This window comes from Dietzia sp. CH92 (assembly GCF_032248695.1).
Classification (GTDB): Bacteria; Actinomycetota; Actinomycetes; order Mycobacteriales; family Mycobacteriaceae; genus Dietzia.
Genome location: NZ_JAVHXC010000007.1, coordinates 46,020 through 63,620, shown reverse-complemented (window position 1 = coordinate 63,620; position 17,601 = coordinate 46,020). Strand labels below are relative to the sequence as shown.

13 protein-coding genes are annotated in these 17,601 nt (G+C 72.6%); 5 read left to right on the top strand and 8 right to left on the bottom strand.

Features of this window, described 5'->3' with window-relative positions; translation table 11 throughout:
- Positions 1–16: 16 nt before the first annotated feature.
- On the top strand, positions 17–1,000 hold the full coding sequence (locus tag RWK90_RS14235; RefSeq protein ID WP_314038275.1) for an SRPBCC family protein: 984 nt from the start codon (positions 17–19) through the stop codon (positions 998–1,000).
- Here the strand turns inward: RWK90_RS14235 and RWK90_RS14230 are convergent.
- Entirely contained in the window at positions 961–2,052 is a 1,092-nt protein-coding gene (locus RWK90_RS14230) for a DUF368 domain-containing protein (protein WP_314038274.1), read from the bottom strand. The genes RWK90_RS14235 and RWK90_RS14230 overlap by 40 nt on opposite strands.
- A 155-nt stretch (positions 2,053–2,207) precedes the next feature.
- On the opposite strand from RWK90_RS14230, the gene RWK90_RS14225 reads away from it, so the two are divergent.
- Together RWK90_RS14225 and RWK90_RS14220 are read left to right on the top strand one after the other, a co-directional pair.
- Entirely contained in the window at positions 2,208–2,894 is a 687-nt protein-coding gene (locus RWK90_RS14225; RefSeq protein WP_314038273.1) for a hypothetical protein, read from the top strand.
- A 99-nt stretch (positions 2,895–2,993) separates the two neighbouring features.
- Positions 2,994–4,298 carry an FAD-binding oxidoreductase gene (locus RWK90_RS14220; protein WP_314038272.1) on the top strand — a complete coding sequence of 435 codons (1,305 nt, stop codon included), beginning with the start codon at positions 2,994–2,996 and terminating at the stop codon, positions 4,296–4,298.
- A gap of 42 nt (positions 4,299–4,340) precedes the next feature.
- Here the strand turns inward: RWK90_RS14220 and RWK90_RS14215 are convergent, their stop codons facing one another.
- From RWK90_RS14215 to gdhA, 7 genes are all read right to left on the bottom strand, one after another.
- Entirely contained in the window at positions 4,341–5,324 is a 984-nt protein-coding gene (locus RWK90_RS14215) for a hypothetical protein (protein WP_314038271.1), read from the bottom strand.
- Positions 5,321–6,160, bottom strand: coding sequence for a carbon-nitrogen hydrolase family protein (locus RWK90_RS14210; RefSeq protein WP_314038270.1), 840 nt, complete (start codon positions 6,158–6,160; stop codon positions 5,321–5,323). Before RWK90_RS14210 ends, RWK90_RS14215 begins: the two co-directional genes overlap by 4 nt.
- 95 nt (positions 6,161–6,255) lie before the next feature.
- On the bottom strand, positions 6,256–6,687 hold the full coding sequence (locus RWK90_RS14205) for a heat shock protein transcriptional repressor HspR (RefSeq protein ID WP_314038269.1): 432 nt from the start codon (positions 6,685–6,687) through the stop codon (positions 6,256–6,258).
- Positions 6,684–7,853, bottom strand: a complete 1,170-nt coding sequence (dnaJ, locus tag RWK90_RS14200; RefSeq protein ID WP_314038268.1) for a molecular chaperone DnaJ — start codon at positions 7,851–7,853, stop codon at positions 6,684–6,686. Before dnaJ ends, RWK90_RS14205 begins: the two co-directional genes overlap by 4 nt.
- A 153-nt stretch (positions 7,854–8,006) precedes the next feature.
- Positions 8,007–8,624, bottom strand: a complete 618-nt coding sequence (grpE, locus tag RWK90_RS14195) for a nucleotide exchange factor GrpE (RefSeq protein WP_314038267.1) — start codon at positions 8,622–8,624, stop codon at positions 8,007–8,009.
- Positions 8,621–10,474, bottom strand: coding sequence for a molecular chaperone DnaK (dnaK, locus tag RWK90_RS14190; protein ID WP_314038266.1), 1,854 nt, complete (start codon positions 10,472–10,474; stop codon positions 8,621–8,623). Before dnaK ends, grpE begins: the two co-directional genes overlap by 4 nt.
- Positions 10,475–10,854: 380 nt before the next feature.
- A complete protein-coding gene (gene gdhA / locus RWK90_RS14185) occupies positions 10,855–12,201 on the bottom strand; it encodes an NADP-specific glutamate dehydrogenase (protein WP_314038265.1) in 1,347 nt (448 codons plus the stop codon).
- 241 nt (positions 12,202–12,442) lie between these two features.
- On the opposite strand from gdhA, the gene RWK90_RS14180 reads away from it, so the two are divergent.
- Together RWK90_RS14180 and RWK90_RS14175 are read left to right on the top strand one after the other, a co-directional pair.
- Complete coding sequence (locus tag RWK90_RS14180; protein ID WP_314038264.1) at positions 12,443–14,077, top strand: S1 family peptidase; 1,635 nt, start codon at positions 12,443–12,445, stop codon at positions 14,075–14,077.
- A gap of 177 nt (positions 14,078–14,254) precedes the next feature.
- Positions 14,255–17,548, top strand: coding sequence for a heterodisulfide reductase-related iron-sulfur binding cluster (locus RWK90_RS14175; protein WP_314038263.1), 3,294 nt, complete (start codon positions 14,255–14,257; stop codon positions 17,546–17,548).
- Positions 17,549–17,601 lie beyond the last annotated feature (53 nt).

The following is a 17,601-nucleotide window of genomic DNA, read 5'->3' as shown; positions in this document are numbered from 1 at the left end:
AGGAAGAAGGCCCGTCATGCCGGTGACATCGGTGGACAAAGATCTCGACCAACTGACCCTGACCATCGTCGCCGAGTTCACGGTGCCGGTGCGTCGCCTGTGGGACGCCTACGTCGACCCGCGGCAACTCGAGAAGTTCTGGGGCCCGCCGACGTGGCCCGCCACGTTCACCCGGCACGACGTCTTCCCCGGCGGCCGGTCGGACTACTACATGACCGGCCCGGACGGCAGCCGCGCGTGCGGCTACTGGGAGTTCCTCACGGTGGACGAGGGCCGCTCGTTCGAGGTCCTCGACGGCTTCAGCCGCGACGACGGCACACCCGACCCGGACCTGCCCGTCACCCGCATGGTGTTCGCGTTCGAGACGACCGGGACGGGCTCCCGCCTGACGACCACCTCGCACTTCGGCAGCCTGACCGAACTCGAGCAGCTCGTCGAGATGGGCATGGAGGAGGGCACCCGCGAGGCGATGGGCCAGATCGACGCGGTGGTCGCCGACGACGACACCTTCGCACCCGACACCGGGACGCAGGTGCACTACCTCGACGACACGACCGTGCGGTTCAGCCGGGTCCTGCGCGGCACCCCGCGGCGGGTCTGGGACGCCCACCACGACCCCGACCTGCTCGGACGCTGGTTCTTCGGGCCGGACGGATGGACCCTCGTAGGGTGCGAGGTCGCCACCGAACCCGGCGGCACCACCCGCTTCGAATGGGCGCCCGAGGAGGGCGTCGAAGGCGAGCAGTTCGCGATCACCGGGCAGCTCCTCGCGAGCGACCCGCCGCACCGCGAGGTGTCCACCGAGATCATGGAGGGGGTGGACGCGCCGCCCACGCACAACGAGCTCACGCTCACCGCCGTGGAGGGCGGGACGCTGCTCACGCTGGTCATCACCTACGCGAGCGTCGACCTGCGGGACACGATCATCGGCACCGGGATGGTCGACGGGATGGAGACCGGTTACCGGAGGCTGGAATCGGAGGTGCTGTCCCCCGCCTGACCGGCGGCGGCCCGCCCGGCCGCGTCGTGCGCGGCATGCTCGGCGTGCTCGTGCTCGATCGTCGCGGAGAGCCTGCGCTCCACCACCAGGACCACCGCGACGATCGCCACGCCGCCCAGCGCGGCCGCGCCGACCGTGAGCAGGTTGTCGCCCGGCGCGAGCAGGCCGCCCTGCTCGTCCTGCCACGGCCACAGCGCGCGCAGGGAGCCGAGCATCAGGCCGGTCATCACGATCAGGGTCGGCTTGCGGAAATCCTCCAGCAGCCGGTCCAGCACCTTGACGAACAGGGCGATCCCGACGAACGCGCCGACGGCGAACACGCCGATGTAGCCCAGGTCGCGGTTCTCCACGGCGCTCATCGTGGGCGCGTACAGGCCCATCGCCATGAGCAGGAACGAGCCGGACATGCCGGGCAGGACCAGGGCGCAGATCGCCACCGCCGCCGCGACGAAGACCAGCAGATAGGACGGGTCGCTGATCGTGCCGCTCGGCAACCCGGACAGGACGAACGCCAGCACCGCGCCCACGAGGAACAGCACGACGAGCAGCCAGGTGCGTCCACCGCGGACCTGCCGCGCCATCCCCCACGGGACGGCGATGCTCATGGCCACCATGCCGAGGAACAGCCCGCGGGAGACCTCGGGGTAGTCCTCGACGAAGCCCACCATGACGCCGGCCATGGTGAACACCATCGTGAGCATGCCCACCGCCAGCAGGCCCAGCAGCCACAGATCGGCGTGCCGGAACGCCGCCCGCGTCCGCACCCGCCGGTCCGGTCCGAGGATCGCCGAGCGCATGCCGTCGACGATGTGCGCACCCGTGTCGAGCAGCCGCGGATAGACGCCCACGACCAGCGCGACGGTGCCGCCGGAGATGCCGGGTACCAGCTCGGCCATCCCGATGAGGGCGCCGCGGACGACGTTCGTCACCGCCTCGACCGGGCCGGGCCGGGTGGGGACCGGGGTGGCGGGATCCAGATCGGAGTCGGCCACCGGGTCGTGGTGGACCGACTCCGCGGGGTCGTGAGCGGGGCGGGCTGGCTGGGCAGACATACCTCCACCTTCCCCGACGCACCACCGGATCACCCAGTCGCCACCCCGGGACGGGGCGCGACCGTGGCCCGCCCGCCGCCGGTGCGGTGACTAGAATCGACCCGCGGCCGGCGTCACGTCGGCGACCGGACACCGGGCGGGAAGGAGCGGCGCTCATGCCGATGCACTACCCGCCGCTCGCCGACGGCACCTACCGCTACGGGGACCCGCCCCGACCCCTGCCATCGCCGGTGCCCGGCCCGGACGCCGACGGCCCGCCGCAGCAGCCCCCGTTCCCGGCCCCCGATGGCGGTCCCGGCACCGGCCAGGCTCCCGGGGCGCCGGAGCCGGGGTCCGCCCTCCGGGGTCGCCTCGCGACGGGCGCGGTGTTCGCGGGGGTGGCGCTCGTCGTTGTCGTCGTCCTGGGGGTGGCCCTCGCCGGCGTGCTCCCCGGCCCGTGGTCGGATCGCGGCACCGGCGCCGCGCCCGGCCCGCTCCCCCCGCTCTCCCTGCCGGAACGCGCGCCGGACCAGTCGTCGTTCGTCGTCGAGGGCACCTTCACCGTGGTCTCCACGCCCGCCGACCCGGTCTCCGGCGACGACACCGGCTGCGACCTGCCCGTCTCCCTGTCCGACATCGGCGAGGGCACCACCATCACCCTCCTCGAGGGCGCGACGTCGGTCGTCGACACCGCGCGGCTCGCCTACGCCGGCGGCGACCTCGCCTCGTGCACGTTCACGTTCGGGTTCTCGGAGGTCCCCGCCGGCGGCGCCTTCTACGTGGTGGAACTGCCCGGCCGGGGCCAGCTGACCTACACCGAGGACGAACTGCGCGCGGGCGTCGACATCACCCTGGGCAGGTAGCGGCGCGGTCCGCCCGGTGAGTCCGTACCGGCGGGCGTGTCGGTGCGCGCGGATAGGGTGTCAGGTGTCGACGACGACGAGACGGGAGGTGCACGGAGCGTGAGCAACGGCCCCGGACCGGACCCTGCCGACCACCCGTTCGGCGGCTACGACGTGGAACGCCTCGTCTCGGACATCGACCTCGACCCGTTCCTCGGGCCGCGTCACGACCCGTTGGCGGAACCGCTCGACGAGCCCGTCGAGGTGGGCGCGCAGGCGCCGCCGCTGCTCGCGCTGCGCGACCTCATGGTCGACGAGCGCTTCCCCGATCTGTTCGCCCGGGCCCTGCGCGCCGCCGACCCCGACTTCCGCGAGCTGTTCCCCCGCGACGCCACACCCGTGCTGCGGGAGTTCGTCCGGGCCATGACGTGGGCGTTCGAGACCACCGAGTACGCCCGCGGCGACCGGACGAAGGTCGAGGAGGTCGTCGAGTTCGCCCGGCACCTCGGCGCCGACCACCGCAAGCTCGAGCTCGCGCCCCGCCACCACCGGGCCTTCGGCGAGGCGCTCACCCGCACCCTGCGCCACCTCGCCGGGCGGGGCTGGGACGACCGCCTCGAGACGACCCTGACCACCGCCTACCGAGTGCTGTCGACCGCCCTCCAGCAGGGCGCGGCCGCCGGCGAGGGCCCCGCGCGCGTCGGCGCCACCGTGGTGGAGGTCCTCCGGCCCACCCGCGACGTCGTGGTGGTTCGGCTGATCTCCGACGTGATGGTCGACTACCACCCCGGGCAGTACCTCAGCGTCCTCACGCCCTACTCGCCCGGCGTGTGGCGGCGGCTCAGCCCGTCGATCCCGGCCAACCCGGCGGGACAGATCGAGTTCCACGTCCGCGACGTGCCCGGCGGCGCGCTGAGCGGTGCCCTGGTCCGCGGCGTCGGGGTGGGCGACCGCTGGGTGCTCGCCCGGCCTCTCGGCCTGCTCGAGGTCGACCGGTCGGAGCCGTTCCGCGACGTGCTCATGATCGGCGGTGGCACCGGCATCGCCCCGCTGCGCTGCCTGCTGCTCGACATGATGCGCCACGGCTCGAACCCGCGCGTCCACCTGTTCTACGGCGCCCGCTTCCCCGGGGACCTCTACGATCTCCCGACGCTTGTCGACCTCGCCGCGACCGCCCCGTGGCTGACCATCCAGCCCGTCGCCGAGGAGGACGAGGACCCCTGGTGGGCCGGCCCCCGCCAGGAACTGCCCCGCACGCTGCACCGGCGCCAGACCGGGACGCTCGTCGAGGCCGTCACGCAGTGGGGGGCGTGGGCCGACCGGCAGGTGATCGTCTCGGGCTCCCCGGAGATGCTGCGCGCGACCGTCCGCGGGTTGGTCGCGGCGGGCACGCCGCGGGCCAACATCAGCTTCGACCGGCCCTGAGAGCCGCGGGCGGGTCGACGGACCCGGGGCCCTTCGCCCGCGTCAGCGCTCCGCCGCGATGCCGACGACGGTCGTCTCGTCGTCGGCCGTGTCGCCGCCGTTCGCCTCGCCGTCGGCCGCGTCCGTGCCGTCGGCGTCGTCGGTGGTCGGGGTCGACGTCGCGGTCTCCGAGGTGGTGACGGTGGTCGTGGGGCGGGTCGTCGTGGCGCCGGTGGTCGTGGTCGAGCTGGTCCGGCTCGTGGACGTGGTCGACGACGTGGTGGAACTCGTCGCGACGTCACACGACTCGAACACGCGGCGGAAGCGGTCGGGCACGCCGAGCTGCTGGAGCTGCTCGCGGCACACCTCGGAGGCGGGCCGGGCGAGGAAGCGCCACGCGTCGTCCCGCCACGAGAACAGCTCCAGCTCGCCGCTCTCGCGGGTGACCAGGAGGAACCGTTCGTCGCACTGCCGGACGGTCGTGCCCCGGCCCAGTTCACCCGCGACGAACTCCGAGGTGCAGCGCTCGGTGGCACTCGGCGGGCCGGTCGTCGTGGGCGTGGCCGAGGTGGTCGTCCGCGACGTCGTCGGGGTGGTGGTCCGCGTGGAGGTGGTGGGCGTGGCGACCGGCTCGTCCTCGCCGCCCGACGCGGTGACCAGCCAGACCACCAGCGATGCCAACAGGGCGACGGCCACGAGGAGGGCGACGATCACCCAGGGCGTCGGCCCGCCGCCCCCGCGGCCGCCGTCCCACGGGTCGCCGCCGCCGGGTGGCGGGACGTCGCCGGGCGGAGGCGCGGCGCCGGCCGGGGTGCCGGGCGCGGCGGGGTCGGCGGGGTAACCGGGCTCGGCGGGGTCGGCCGGGTACTGCGACCACGCCGCGCTCGACGGCCCGCCCGCCGCGGGCGGGATGTGGCGGGTGGCGGGATCGACCGGCGCCAGCCGCTCGGTCGGGGGGTCCGCGGGGCCGGAGCCGGCGGGCGGGATCCGCTCGGTCGGCGGGTCTGCGGGGTCCTCGCCCCCGCGTGGGCCGCCCGGCCCGGTCACTGCGGGACCTCCCCGCCCGTGGCCTCGGTGACCCGTCCGTTGGCGAGCACGGGAATGGCTTTCCGGATGTCGGTGACCTCGTCGTCGTCGACGTCCACGATCATCACCCCCGCGCCGGGGCCGGCCTCGGCGCGCACGGTCCCGTCCGGTCCCACGAGCAGCGAGTGACCGACGCCCGTGGGCGCGCCGCGCTTGACCTCCACCCCCTCGACGGCCGGGTCGGCCTGGCCGACGGCCAGCACGAACGTCGTCGAGTCGAGCGCGCGGGCGCGCGCGAGCAGCCGCCACTGGTCGACCTTGCCCGGCCCGGCGCCCCACGACGCGCTGCACAGGGTGATGCGCGCGCCCGCGGTCGCGAGCGCCGTGAACTGGCCGGGGAACCGGATGTCGTAGCAGACGCTCAGGCCGATGCCGACCCCGTCGACCGTCAACACGCGCGTGGCGTCGCCGGGCTCGACGGTGTCGGACTCAGCGAACCCGAAGGCGTCGAACAGGTGGATCTTGTCGTAGCCCAGGTGGATCGTCTCGCCGGCCCCGGTGGGTCCGGTGACCAGGAGGGTGTTGCGGACGCGGCCGCCCTGACCGGGCGTGAACATGCCGACGACGACGAGGACACCGTGCTCACGGGCGGATTCGGCCACGGCGCCGGCCCACGGGCCGTCGAGGGGCTCGGCGATCTCGTCGAGGCGGCCGGCGCCGAACGCCCGCATGGTGGCCTCGGGGAACACCACGACGCGGGCCGACCGCGCGGCGGCCTCGGCGATCCTCTCGCGGACCAGACGGAGGTTGTCCTGCGGGTCGCGTCCGGTCAGGATCTGGGCGGCGGCGATACGCACGGCGGGTCCTCCTGGTTCGGCTCCGGCCCGGTCGGCCGGGCCCTGTCGCGGTCGACGGTACCCGCACCCGCGGGCCCGGCGGACCGCCCGGCGGGTCAGTCCTCGCGGTCCCCGCGCTGGTGCCGCGGCCGCCACACGACCACCGAGGTCGAGCGGGGCACGTGGACCAGTTCGCCGCCCGTGCGGGTTCCGGAGCCGGCGCGGCGCCGCAGCTCGGCGTTCTCCTCGACCAGCTCGGCGACGCGGTCGCGCAGGGCGTCGACCTGGTTGGTCAGTTCCATGATGCGTTTGATGCCGGCGAGGTTGACGCCCTCCTCCTGGCTGAGGCGCTGCACCTCGCGCAGCATGGCCACGTCCCGAAGGGAGTAGCGTCGGCCGCCGCCGCGGGTGCGTTCGGGCGTGACGATCCCCAGGCGGTCGTAGGTGCGCAGGGTCTGGGCGTGCAGGCCGGACAGTTCGGCGGCCACCGAGATCACCAGGACGCTGTCGTCGGGCCCCAGCTCCCCGACGTCCCGCCGGGGGCTCATGTCGCCCCGGCCCAGCCCGACCGGGGATCGAAGCCCGCCGCGCGCAACGCGTCGTCGTAGGCGGCCAGTTCGGCTTCGGCCATCCCGGCGGGGGGCGTGGCCACCCGGAGGGTGACCTTGAGGTCACCCGTTCCGGTCTTGGTCGCGATGCCCCGGCCCCGGACGCGCAGGATCTGCCCGTCGCGCGATCCAGCGGGGATCTTCACGGTGACCCGCCCGGTGAGGGTCGGCACGGACACCTGGGCGCCGCGCACCAGCTCCGGGTACGACACCGGCAGGTCCACGAGCAGGTCGGAGCCGTCGCGGTCGAACACCGCGTCCTTCTGGACGGTCACGGTGACGTAGAGGTCGCCGGACGGAGCGCCGCGGAAGCCGGCCTCGCCCTGGCCGGACAGGCGGATGCGCTGTCCGTCCTGGACCCCGGCCGGGACCTTGACGTTGATGGTCCGGGTGCGGGTGGTGACGCCGCTGCCCGTGCACTCGGGGCAGGGGTCGTCGATCTTGGACCCGGTGCCGCCGCAGTCGGTGCACGGTTCGGCGAACCCGAACGCGCCCTGGGTGCGCTGGGTGACGCCGGCGCCGTGGCAGGTGCCGCACACCTTGGGGCTGGTGCCGGGCCGGGCGCCGCTGCCGTGGCAGGTCAGGCACGGGGACGGCGAGGACAGCTTGATCTGCACCGTCTCGCCGAGCGCGGCCTCGCGGAACGTCAGGGTGAGGGCGGTCTCGACGTCCTGGCCTCCGCGCTGGCGCTGCGCCCGCCCGCGTCCGCCGCCACCGCCGCCGCCGCGGGCCTGGTTGAACAGGCCACCGAACAGGTCGGAGAAGCCGCCGGCGCCACCGGGACCGCCGCCGTTGAACAGGTCGCCGAGGTCGAAGTCGCTCGTGGTGTAGGTGCCGCCGCCGGGGGCGAAGCCGCTGAAGCCGCCGGAGCCGACCTGCGCGCGGAACGCGTCGTACTCCTTGCGTCTGGCGGGGTCGCCGATGACGTCGTTGGCCTCGCTGATCCGCTTGAACTTGTCCTCGGCGGCCGCGTTGCCCGGGTTGGAGTCGGGGTGGTTCTCGCGGGCGAGCTTGCGGTAGGCCTTACGGATCTCGTCCTGGCTGGCGGACTTGGAGACGCCCAGTTCGGCGTAGTAGTCCTTCTCGACCCATTCGCGCTGACTCACCAGACGCCTCCTTTCCTCACGTCTCGTATTCTCTCAGGTTCCCCGGCGGGGCCGGGGGCGGGTCGGCGTGCGGGCACGGCCTTCCGACCGGTGGTCGGTTCCGTGCCCGCACGCCTGTGGAGCCGGGTGGCTCGGCACGCCGAGCCGGGTGGCTCAGCGGACGATCACCATCGCCGTCCGCAGGGTCCGCTCGCCGTGGCGGTAGCCCTTGCGCAGGATCGTGCCGAGGACGGGCTCGGAGCCGTCGGACTCGTCCTGCACGGCCTCGTGCACGGCCGGGTCGAACGCGTCGCCCTCCTCGCCGAAGGCCTCGACTCCCTGGGAGGCCAGCAGCGCGTGGACCTTGTCGGCGAAGACCTTGAGCGGTCCCTCCTCCAGATCCCCGTGCTCGCGGGCCCGGTCGAGGTCGTCGACGATCGTCAGGAGCTCGGTGAGGACCGAGCCCTTGGCGGTGTCGATGATCGACTGGCGGTCGCGCTCGACGCGGCGACGGTAGTTGGCGAACTCCGCCGACACCCGTTGCAGGTCCGCGGTCCGCTCGTCGAGCTGCGCCTGCAGTTCCGCGGTCGGGTCGGCGGCCCCGCCCTCCCCGGACGCGGCGTCGTCGGACGTCCCGTCGGTGGGGGCGGCGACGTCCGCCGCGGCATCGGCCGCGGCGGACGCGTCGTCGACGACCTCGGCCTCGACGGACTCCGCGGCACGCTGCGCCTCGTCGTCAGCGCCCGCCCAGGCGGCGGTCTCGGCGGCGTCGCTCTCCTCGGGGCGGGTCACTTGGACTCACCCTTGCCCTCGTCCTCGTCCACGACCTCGGCGTCCACGACGTCGTCGTCGGCCGCACCGGCGGTGGAGGCGTCGCCGGCCTCGGCGCCCTCGGCCGCGGAGGCCTCGTAGATCGCCTGGCCGACGGCCTGGGCCTCGGTGTTGACCTTCTCGACGGCGGCCTTGATCGCGTCGACGTCCGAGCCCTCGAGCGCGGTCTTGGCCTCGGCGATCGCGGCGTTGAGCGAGTCTTTCTTGTCCGCCGGGATCTTGTCCTCGTTCTCCGAGACGAACTTCTCCGTCTGGTAGACCGTCGACTCGGCCTGGTTGCGGGCGTCCGCCTCCTCGCGACGCTTGGCGTCCTCGGCGGCGTGCTCCTCGGCGTCCTTGATCATCTGGTCGATCTCCTCCTTGGACAGGCCGGAGCCGTCCTGGATGATGATCGTGTTCTCCTTGCCGGTGCCCTTGTCCTTGGCGGTGACGTGGACGATGCCGTTGGCGTCGATGTCGAAGGTGACCTCGATCTGCGGCACACCGCGCGGCGCGGGGGCGATGCCGGCGAGCTCGAACGAGCCGAGCAGCTTGTTCTGCGCGGCCATCTCACGCTCGCCCTGGAAGACCTGGATCTGCACGGACGGCTGGTTGTCGTCGGCCGTGGTGAAGGTCTCCGACCGCTTGGTGGGGATGGTGGTGTTGCGCTCGATGAGCTTGGTCATCACGCCACCCTTGGTCTCGATGCCCAGCGACAGCGGGGTCACGTCGAGCAGCAGGACGTCCTTGACCTCCCCGCGGAGCACGCCGGCCTGCAGCGCGGCGCCCACGGCGACGACCTCGTCCGGGTTGACGCCCTTGTTGGGCTCCTTGCCGCCGGTGAGCTCCTTGACCAGGTCGGACACGGCCGGCATGCGGGTCGAACCGCCGACGAGCACGACGTGGTCGATCTGCGAGACCGAGATGCCGGCGTCCTTGATGACGGCCTGGAACGGCTGACGGCAGCGGTCCAGCAGGTCCTGGGTGATGCGCTGGAACTCGGCGCGCGACAGGGTCTCGTCGAGGAACAGCGGGTTCTTGTCCGCGTCCACGGTGATGTACGGCAGGTTGATCGAGGTGGACTGGCCCGAGGACAGCTCGATCTTGGCCTTCTCGGCCGCCTCGCGCAGGCGCTGGAGCGCCATCTTGTCCTTGGTCAGGTCGATGCCGTTCTGCGCCTTGAACTTGTCGACGAGCCAGTCGACGATGCGCTGGTCCCAGTCGTCGCCACCGAGGTGGTTGTCGCCGGAGGTCGCGCGGACCTCGACGACGCCGTCGCCGATGTCGAGCAGCGAGACGTCGAAGGTGCCGCCACCGAGGTCGAAGACCAGGATGGTCTGCTCCTTGTCGCCCTTGTCCAGGCCGTAGGCCAGGGCGGCCGCGGTGGGCTCGTTGACGATGCGCAGGACGTTGAGGCCGGCGATCTGGCCGGCGTCCTTGGTGGCCTGGCGCTGGGCGTCGTTGAAGTAGGCGGGGACGGTGATGACGGCGTCGGTGACGTCCTCACCGAGGTAGGCCTCGGCGTCGCGCTTGATCTTCTGCAGCGTGCGCGCGCTGATCTCCTGCGGCGTGTAGGCCTTACCGTCGATGTCGCCGGACTTCCACTCGGTGCCGATGTGGCGCTTGACCGAGCGGATGGTGCGGTCGACGTTGGTGACGGCCTGGTTCTTGGCGGGCTGGCCCACGAGGACCTCGCCGTTCTTGGCGAACGCGACCACCGACGGGGTCGTGCGCGACCCCTCGGCGTTGGCGATGACGTTGGCCTCGCCGCCCTCGAGGACGGCGACGCACGAGTTGGTGGTGCCGAGGTCGATACCGACTGCACGTCCCATGGTGATCTCCTTTTCTACTTCCGCGAGCGATGACTCGTCTTCAGTGGACCCGGCTCAAGGCCGCGTCGTTGACTCCACCCTGCCTTCCGGCTGCCCGGCGAGTCAACCCGACTTGAGTCCGCCCCACTGAGGTTTCTCGACCCGTACAACGGGGGCGCAGCACAATCCATTCCCATCGTGAGCCACATCACGGTAGATCCTGAGTCGGGCCGACTCAACGACGAGAGCGTCCCGGCGCCCCGCCGCGTGGGCGGAGGCGTCCGGGACGCTCTCGGATCGACCGTGGAAGAGAAGAAGACCGTGGGGACGACGACGACCAGGTGCGCCGTCGCCGGGCGCCGGGGCCGGTCGCGGGCCCCGGCACCCGGGCGGATGCGGTCCTAGATGACGCCCTGGGCGAGCATCGCGTCGGCCACCTTGCGGAAGGCGGCGATGTTGGCGCCGGCGACGAGGTCACCCGGGACGCCGTACTCCTCGGCGGTCGCGGCCGCGGTGGCGTGGATGGTCGTCATGATGCGGTCGAGCTCGGAGTCGACGCGCTCGAAGTCCCACTGCAGACGCCCGGCGTTCTGCCGCATCTCGAGACCGCTGGTGGCCACGCCGCCCGCGTTGGCGGCCTTGGCGGGACCGAAGAGGATGCCGCGCTCGTGGACGACCTGCACGGCCTCCTCGGTCAGCGGCATGTTGGCGCCCTCCGCGATCACCCGACAGCCGTTGTCGGCGAGCTGCCGGGCCGCGTCGCCGTCGAGCTCGTTCTGGGTGGCGCAGGGCAGTGCGATGTCGCAGTCCACCTCCCACACCGACCGTCCCTCGACGTACGTGCAGTTGCCGCGTTCCTCGGCGTACGCCGTGAGGCGGGCGCGGCGGATGTCCTTGATGTCGGAGAGCAGGTCCAGGTCGAGCCCGTCCTCGTCGATGACGTAACCCTGGCTGTCGGAGCAGGCCACGACGGTCGCGCCGAGCTGTGCGGCCTTCTTGGCGGCGTAGAGGGCGACGTTGCCCGAGCCGGAGACCACGACGCGCGAGCCCTCGAGGCTGTACTCGGTGTCGCGGAGCATCTCGCGCACGAAGTAGACGAGGCCGTAGCCGGTCGCCTCGGTGCGGGCCCAGGACCCGCCGTACCCGACACCCTTGCCGGTGAGGACGCCCGCCTCGTTGCGGCCGGTGATCTTGCGGTACTGCCCGTACAGGTAGCCGATCTCGCGACCGCCCACGCCGATGTCACCGGCGGGCACGTCGAGGTCGGCGCCGATGTGGTGCGCGAGCTCGGCCATGAACGACTGACAGAAGCGCATGACCTCGGAGTCGCTCTTGTCGTGGGGGTCGAAGTCCGAGCCGCCCTTGCCGCCGCCCAGGCCGAGGCCGGTGAGGGCGTTCTTGAAGACCTGCTCGAAGCCGAGGAACTTCAGCGTGTCCTCGTCCACGGACTTGTGGAAGCGCAGACCGCCCTTGTACGGGCCGAGGTCGGAGCTGAACTGCACGCGGAAGCCGCGGTTGACCTGGATGACCCCGTTGTCGTCGACCCACGGCACGCGGAAGGAGATGACGCGCTCGGGCTCGATGATCCGCTTGAGGATCCCGCCCTCGACGTACTCGGGGTGCTGCTTGACCACGGGTGCGAGGGACTCCAGCACCTCGTGGACCGCCTGCCGGAAGAGGTGCTGTCCGGGATTGCGTCGCACCACGGTCTCCAGCGCGTCGTGTAGTGCGGCGTCAGCGTCGGACATGGGACCTCCGGTCGATAAGTCTTTGGTGATGACGCGTGCGTCGTTGCCGAAGAGGCAGCCTAGCGGCAGCGTCCGCGATTCTCCGACTCCACTCCCCTCCCGGAAACCGCCGACCGATTCTCATCAATCACACGTGTCACACTGGACTCAGTAATCACAGGTCCGTAATCTCACCGGCATCAACCCGAGCCGCGATCGGTCGACCGACGGTCGTCCGTCTGTGCAACACGAGAAGGCCATCATGCGCATCAGCCCGAAGCTCGCCGCCGTCGCCGCCGCCGCGGCGTTGGTGGTCACCGCGTCGCCCGCCGGCGCGGCCCCCTCGCCCACCCCGGTCGCCCCTCCCGCCCCCGCCGCGCAGCCCGCCGGGGCGGCGGCCCTTCCCGCCCTCGCCGACGCCCTCGCACCGCAGCTGACCTCGCTCGTCGAGGCACTGCGCCGCGATCTCGGCCTCACGCCCGAGCAGTTCCTCGCCCAGGCCGATCTCGGCGGGCGACTCGCCGAGGCCGGCCCGCGCTGGGAGCAGCAGTTCCGCGACGCGTTCGGCGGCGTCTGGCTGGACGACGACGGCACCGGCCTCGTCGGCGTGGTCGCCGGAGCGGCCGGCGACCGCCTCCGGACGGAGGCCACCGGAGCCGGGTTCACGGTCCGGGACGTGGCGCTCACCACATCGGAGCTCGCCGCCCGCGAACGCCAGGTCCGCAAGATCATCGACGACATGCCCGAGGACCTCGAGGGGCTCGTCACCGGTGTGCGCGTCGACCCCGCCCGCAACGCCGTCGTCGTCACCACCCGCGGCGGCGAGGCCGCGCAGCTCGGCAACCTCGACGCCCGCCTCCGCGACCTCGCCGAGATCGACATGATCGAGGCCCCCGATCCCCGGTGGGACACCGCCCCCTTCGGTAGCGACGGCGGCGGGCAGTCCGAGGGCACGCCCACCGTCGACGGGCTCGAGCCGGCCACCACCCGCGCCGGCGCCGACGAGCGCCTCGACGCCCAGGCGGCCCCCGGCAGCGGCGCCGGCGGCTCCGGCTCGCTCGGCAGCCTCGGCCTGCTCAACGAGGCCGGTGTCATCCCCGAGGGCCCGCTGCGCACCGTCGTGGACCTGCTCGCCGGACTGACCCCGGGGACCGGGTCGATCATCGACGGGATGACCGAGCGGGCGCCCGCGCAGGCCACCCCGGTGCCGGAGGACCGGCGCCGCGCCATCCAGTCCGTCCCCGCCCCCGCGGGGCCGGTCGTGGGCGGTACCGCCTTCCAGGTGCGCGTCCCCGACGGCGTCCTCGAGTGCTCGACCGGGTTCAACGGTGAGCTCGAGGGCAAGCCCGTCGTCGTCACCGCCGCCCACTGCGCCGGCGCCGACGGCACGCGCGCGGCCCTCGCCGACGGCGAGGAGTTCGGCACCCTGACCCGCACCCAGCGCGACGGTATCGACACGGCCCTCATCGAGGTCGACGAGGACGTCGCGGACCGGTTCCGCACCAACCTCGTCGGCGCCGGGGACGGCAGCACCCAGGGCATCGTCGGCACGGCCGCCCCGGTCGTGGGGCAGAAGGCCTGCAAGACGGGGTTCCGGACCGGCTTCTCCTGCGGCACGATCTCCCAGGTCGACGCGCAGATCGACGTCGCCGGCACGCGCACCATCTCCGGCGCCTTCACAGTGGACCTGTGCGCACTGCCGGGCGACAGCGGCGGCGTCGTGTTCTCGGGCGACCGCGCCCTGGGCATCTCGAGCGCGTCGAACGTCGCCGACACGGGCACGTGCGCCAACGCGGACTCGGTCGCCCGCGCCGCCGGGTTCACCCCGCGACTGTCGGCGGTCCCGATCGCCGACGTCCTCGCGGCCCATCCCGGGCTGACGCTCCGGACCAACTGACCATCACCACAGCACACGCGGGCCCCGCCTGCGAGTGGAGCCTGCTCCGGTAAGGGCAGCCTCAACTCGGCAGACGGGGCCCGCGTGGCTTACCTTTGACCTCGACACAGTCGACGGGCGCCCACAGGGGTCTATGAGTGCTCGTGCGTCGAGAAGTGCGACGAAAGGCCGCGAACCATGTCAGGCGTGACCATCACTCTCGGGACGATCGGCGTCCTGCTCAGTCTGTTCTGCTGGGCCTCGTTCATCGGCGGCGTCAACCGCATGGTGCGCGGCCTGTTCCTGGGACAGAAGGACGGGTTCGACCGCTTCCGGCCGATCCTGCCGCGTCTCAAGAATGTCATCGTCGAGGTGGGCGCCCACACCCGGATGGCGCGCAAGCGCTCGGTGGGCTTCTTCCACTGGTTCGTCATGGTGGGCTTCCTCCTCGGATCGATCGTCTGGTTCGAGGCCTACATCCAGACGTTCAACCCCTACGGCGGCTGGCCCTGGCTGTCCGATCAGGTCTGGTACCACGCCATCGACGAGTTCCTCGGCCTGGGCACCGTCGTCGGCATCCTCGCGCTCATCGTGATCCGTCAGGTCAACCAGCGCCGCGGCCTCAACCGCTTCGTCGGCTCCGACCGCAAGGCCGCCTACTTCGTCGAGACCGTCGTGCTCCTCGAGGGCCTCGGCATGATCTTCGTCAAGGCCGGCAAGCTCTCGCTCAAGAGCGCGCAGGGGTACGACTGGCACTGGTCCACCGACTGGGTCTCCGGCCCGCTCTCGACGATCCTGCCCGCGAACGAGCTCATGGTCTCGATCTTCGCGCTCGTCAAGCTGCTCACCGGCATGATCTGGCTGTACGTCGTGGGCCGCAACATCACCTGGGGCGTCGCCTGGCACCGCTTCTCCGCGTTCTTCAACATCTACTTCAAGCGCGAGGCCGACGGCCGCACCGCGCTGGGCGCCCTCAAGCCCATGACCATGGACGGCGTCCCGCTGACCATGGAGAAGATCGAGGAACTCACCGAGGCCGACGAGGACTTCGAGCCCAAGCTCGGCGCCGGCGCGATCGAGGACTTCTCGTGGAAGGGCTGGCTGGACTTCACCACGTGCACCGAGTGTGGCCGCTGCCAGGAGCAGTGCCCCGCCTGGAACACCGGCAAGCCCCTGAGCCCCAAGCTCATGATCATGTCGCTGCGTGACCACGCGACCGCCAAGGCTCCGTACCTGCTCGCCGGTGGTCAGACCACCATGGGTGAGGAGACCGGCCTGGTCGACGCCGACGGCAACCCGGACGAGGCCCGGCTCGCCAAGATCCCCGAGGCCGCCCGCCTCGAGGCGCAGCGCCCGCTCGTCGGCCACACCACCGCCGACGTCTCCGAGGACCCGACGGCCGCGGGCATCATCGACCCGGAGGCCCTGTGGTCCTGCACCACCTGTGGCGCCTGCGTCGAGCAGTGCCCCGTGGACATCGAGCACGTCGACCACTTCATCGACATGCGCCGCTACCAGGTGCTCATCGAGTCGGAGTTCCCGACCGAGCTCGCCGGCCTGTTCAAGAACCTCGAGAACAAGGGCAACCCCTGGGGCCAGAACAACTCCGGCCGCGACGAGTGGATGAACGCCCTCGACTTCGAGATCCCCGTGATCGGCAAGGACGTCGAGGACTTCGGCGACACCGAGTACCTGTTCTGGGTCGGCTGCGCCGGCGCCTTCGAGGACCGCGCCAAGAAGACCACGCAGGCCGTCGCCACCCTGCTCCACACCGCCGGCGTGAAGTTCGCGGTGCTCGGCCAGGGCGAGACCTGCACCGGTGACTCGGCCCGCCGCGCGGGTAACGAGTTCCTGTTCCAGATGCTCGCGGAGCAGAACATCGAGACGATGAACGACGCCTTCGACGGCGTGCCCGCGTCGCACCGCAAGGTCGTGGTGACGTGCGCCCACTGCCTCAACGCGCTGAAGAACGAGTACGGGCCGCTCGGTGGCGACTACCAGGTGGTCCACCACACCCAGCTGCTCAACCGCCTGGTGCGGGAGAAGCGCCTCATCCCGGTCGCGCCGATCGAGGGCAACGTGACCTACCACGACCCGTGCTACCTCGGCCGCCACAACCAGGTGTACGAGGCGCCGCGTGAGCTCATGGACGGCTCGGGCGTCACCCTCAAGGAGATGCCCCGTCACGGGCAGCGGTCCATGTGCTGTGGCGCCGGTGGCGCGCGCATGTGGATGGAGGAGACGGTCGGCAAGCGCATCAACATCGACCGCGTCGACGAGGCACTGTCGACCTCGCCCTCCAAGATCGCCACGGGCTGCCCCTTCTGCCGCGTGATGCTCTCCGACGGCGCCACGGCCCAGACCGACGGCACCGAGCTCGAGGGCCAGGTCGAGGTCGTGGACGTCGCCCAGCTGCTGCTGGAGTCCGTCTCCCGCGACGGCGGCCTGCCCGAGCCGCGCCAGCCCGAGTGGCTGGAGGCGCCCGAGCGCGAGAAGACGTCCGCGGAGAAGGAGGCCGAGCAGGCCGAGCAGGCCGCCGCCGAGGCCGAGCGCGCCGCAGCGTCCGCTCCCGCCGAGCCGAAGACCGCCGAGGCCGCCCCCGACAACGCCGTCATCGACGAGGGCGAGGGCGCGGAGGTCGCGGCCGCCGGTTCCGGTGGCACGGTCAGCGCCGCGGAGGCCGGGCCGTCGGCCGCCGACTCGAAGGGTGCTCCCAAGTCGGGTGGCCTCAAGCTCGGTGGCGGCAAGGCCCCGGGCGGCGCGAAGGCCCCGGGCGGCGCGAAGGCGCCGGGTGCGCCGAAGGCCGGTGGCGATGCCGCGGTCGAGGAGCAGTCCGCGGTGAAGGACGCCGAGCGCACCGAGGAGACGCGCGAGGCGGCCCAGGGTTCGGCTCCGGCCACCTCGGGCGCGCCCAAGGCGAGCGCCGGCGCTCCCAGGTCGGGCGGGCTCACGCTCGGCGGTGGCAAGGCGAAGGCCCCCGGCGGCGCGAAGGCTCCGGGCGGGGCCAAGGCCCCCGGTGGCGCCAAGGCGGCGGCCGCGGAGCCGTCCGCGGGCGAGTCGGCGGCGGCGCAGACCGCTCCGGCCGAGTCCGCCCCCGCCGGATCCGCGACGGGCGACGCCGCGTCCACCGCCGAGGCCGAGACGACCGCTCCGGCCAAGCCGACGGTCGGCCTCGGGCTCAAGGGCGGCGCCAAGGCCCCGGGTGCGCCCAAGGCACCCGGCGCGCCGAAGGCCGCCGCGAAGTCCCCGGCTGACGCGCAGGCCCCGGCCGCTGCACCAGCTGACGCGACCCCCGCTGCCGACACGCCGGCTGCCGCGGACGCGCCTGCCGAGGCGACCGAGGCGACCGAGGCGTCCGCGACCGAGGCATCGACGGCCGACAAGGCCGAGGGCCAGAGCACCGACTCCGGTGCCGAGGCGTCGGCGCCCACCACGGGCGGTGCCATCCCCAAGGCGAAGAAGTCCGGCGGCTACGGCCTGTCCCTGGGCTGACCCAGCCGGAAGCCACCGCGGCCCGTGATCACAGCGCTGATCACGGGCCGCGG

Coding starts and splice junctions, on each gene's coding strand:
- RWK90_RS14235 (WP_314038275.1), top strand. CDS start 17: ATGCCGGTGACATCGGTGGACAAAGATCTCGACCAACTGACCCTGACC.
- RWK90_RS14230 (WP_314038274.1), bottom strand. CDS start 2,052: ATGTCTGCCCAGCCAGCCCGCCCCGCTCACGACCCCGCGGAGTCGGTC.
- RWK90_RS14225 (WP_314038273.1), top strand. CDS start 2,208: ATGCCGATGCACTACCCGCCGCTCGCCGACGGCACCTACCGCTACGGG.
- RWK90_RS14205 (WP_314038269.1), bottom strand. CDS start 6,687: ATGAGCCCCCGGCGGGACGTCGGGGAGCTGGGGCCCGACGACAGCGTC.
- dnaK (WP_314038266.1), bottom strand. CDS start 10,474: ATGGGACGTGCAGTCGGTATCGACCTCGGCACCACCAACTCGTGCGTC.
- gdhA (WP_314038265.1), bottom strand. CDS start 12,201: ATGTCCGACGCTGACGCCGCACTACACGACGCGCTGGAGACCGTGGTG.
- RWK90_RS14180 (WP_314038264.1), top strand. CDS start 12,443: ATGCGCATCAGCCCGAAGCTCGCCGCCGTCGCCGCCGCCGCGGCGTTG.
- RWK90_RS14175 (WP_314038263.1), top strand. CDS start 14,255: ATGTCAGGCGTGACCATCACTCTCGGGACGATCGGCGTCCTGCTCAGT.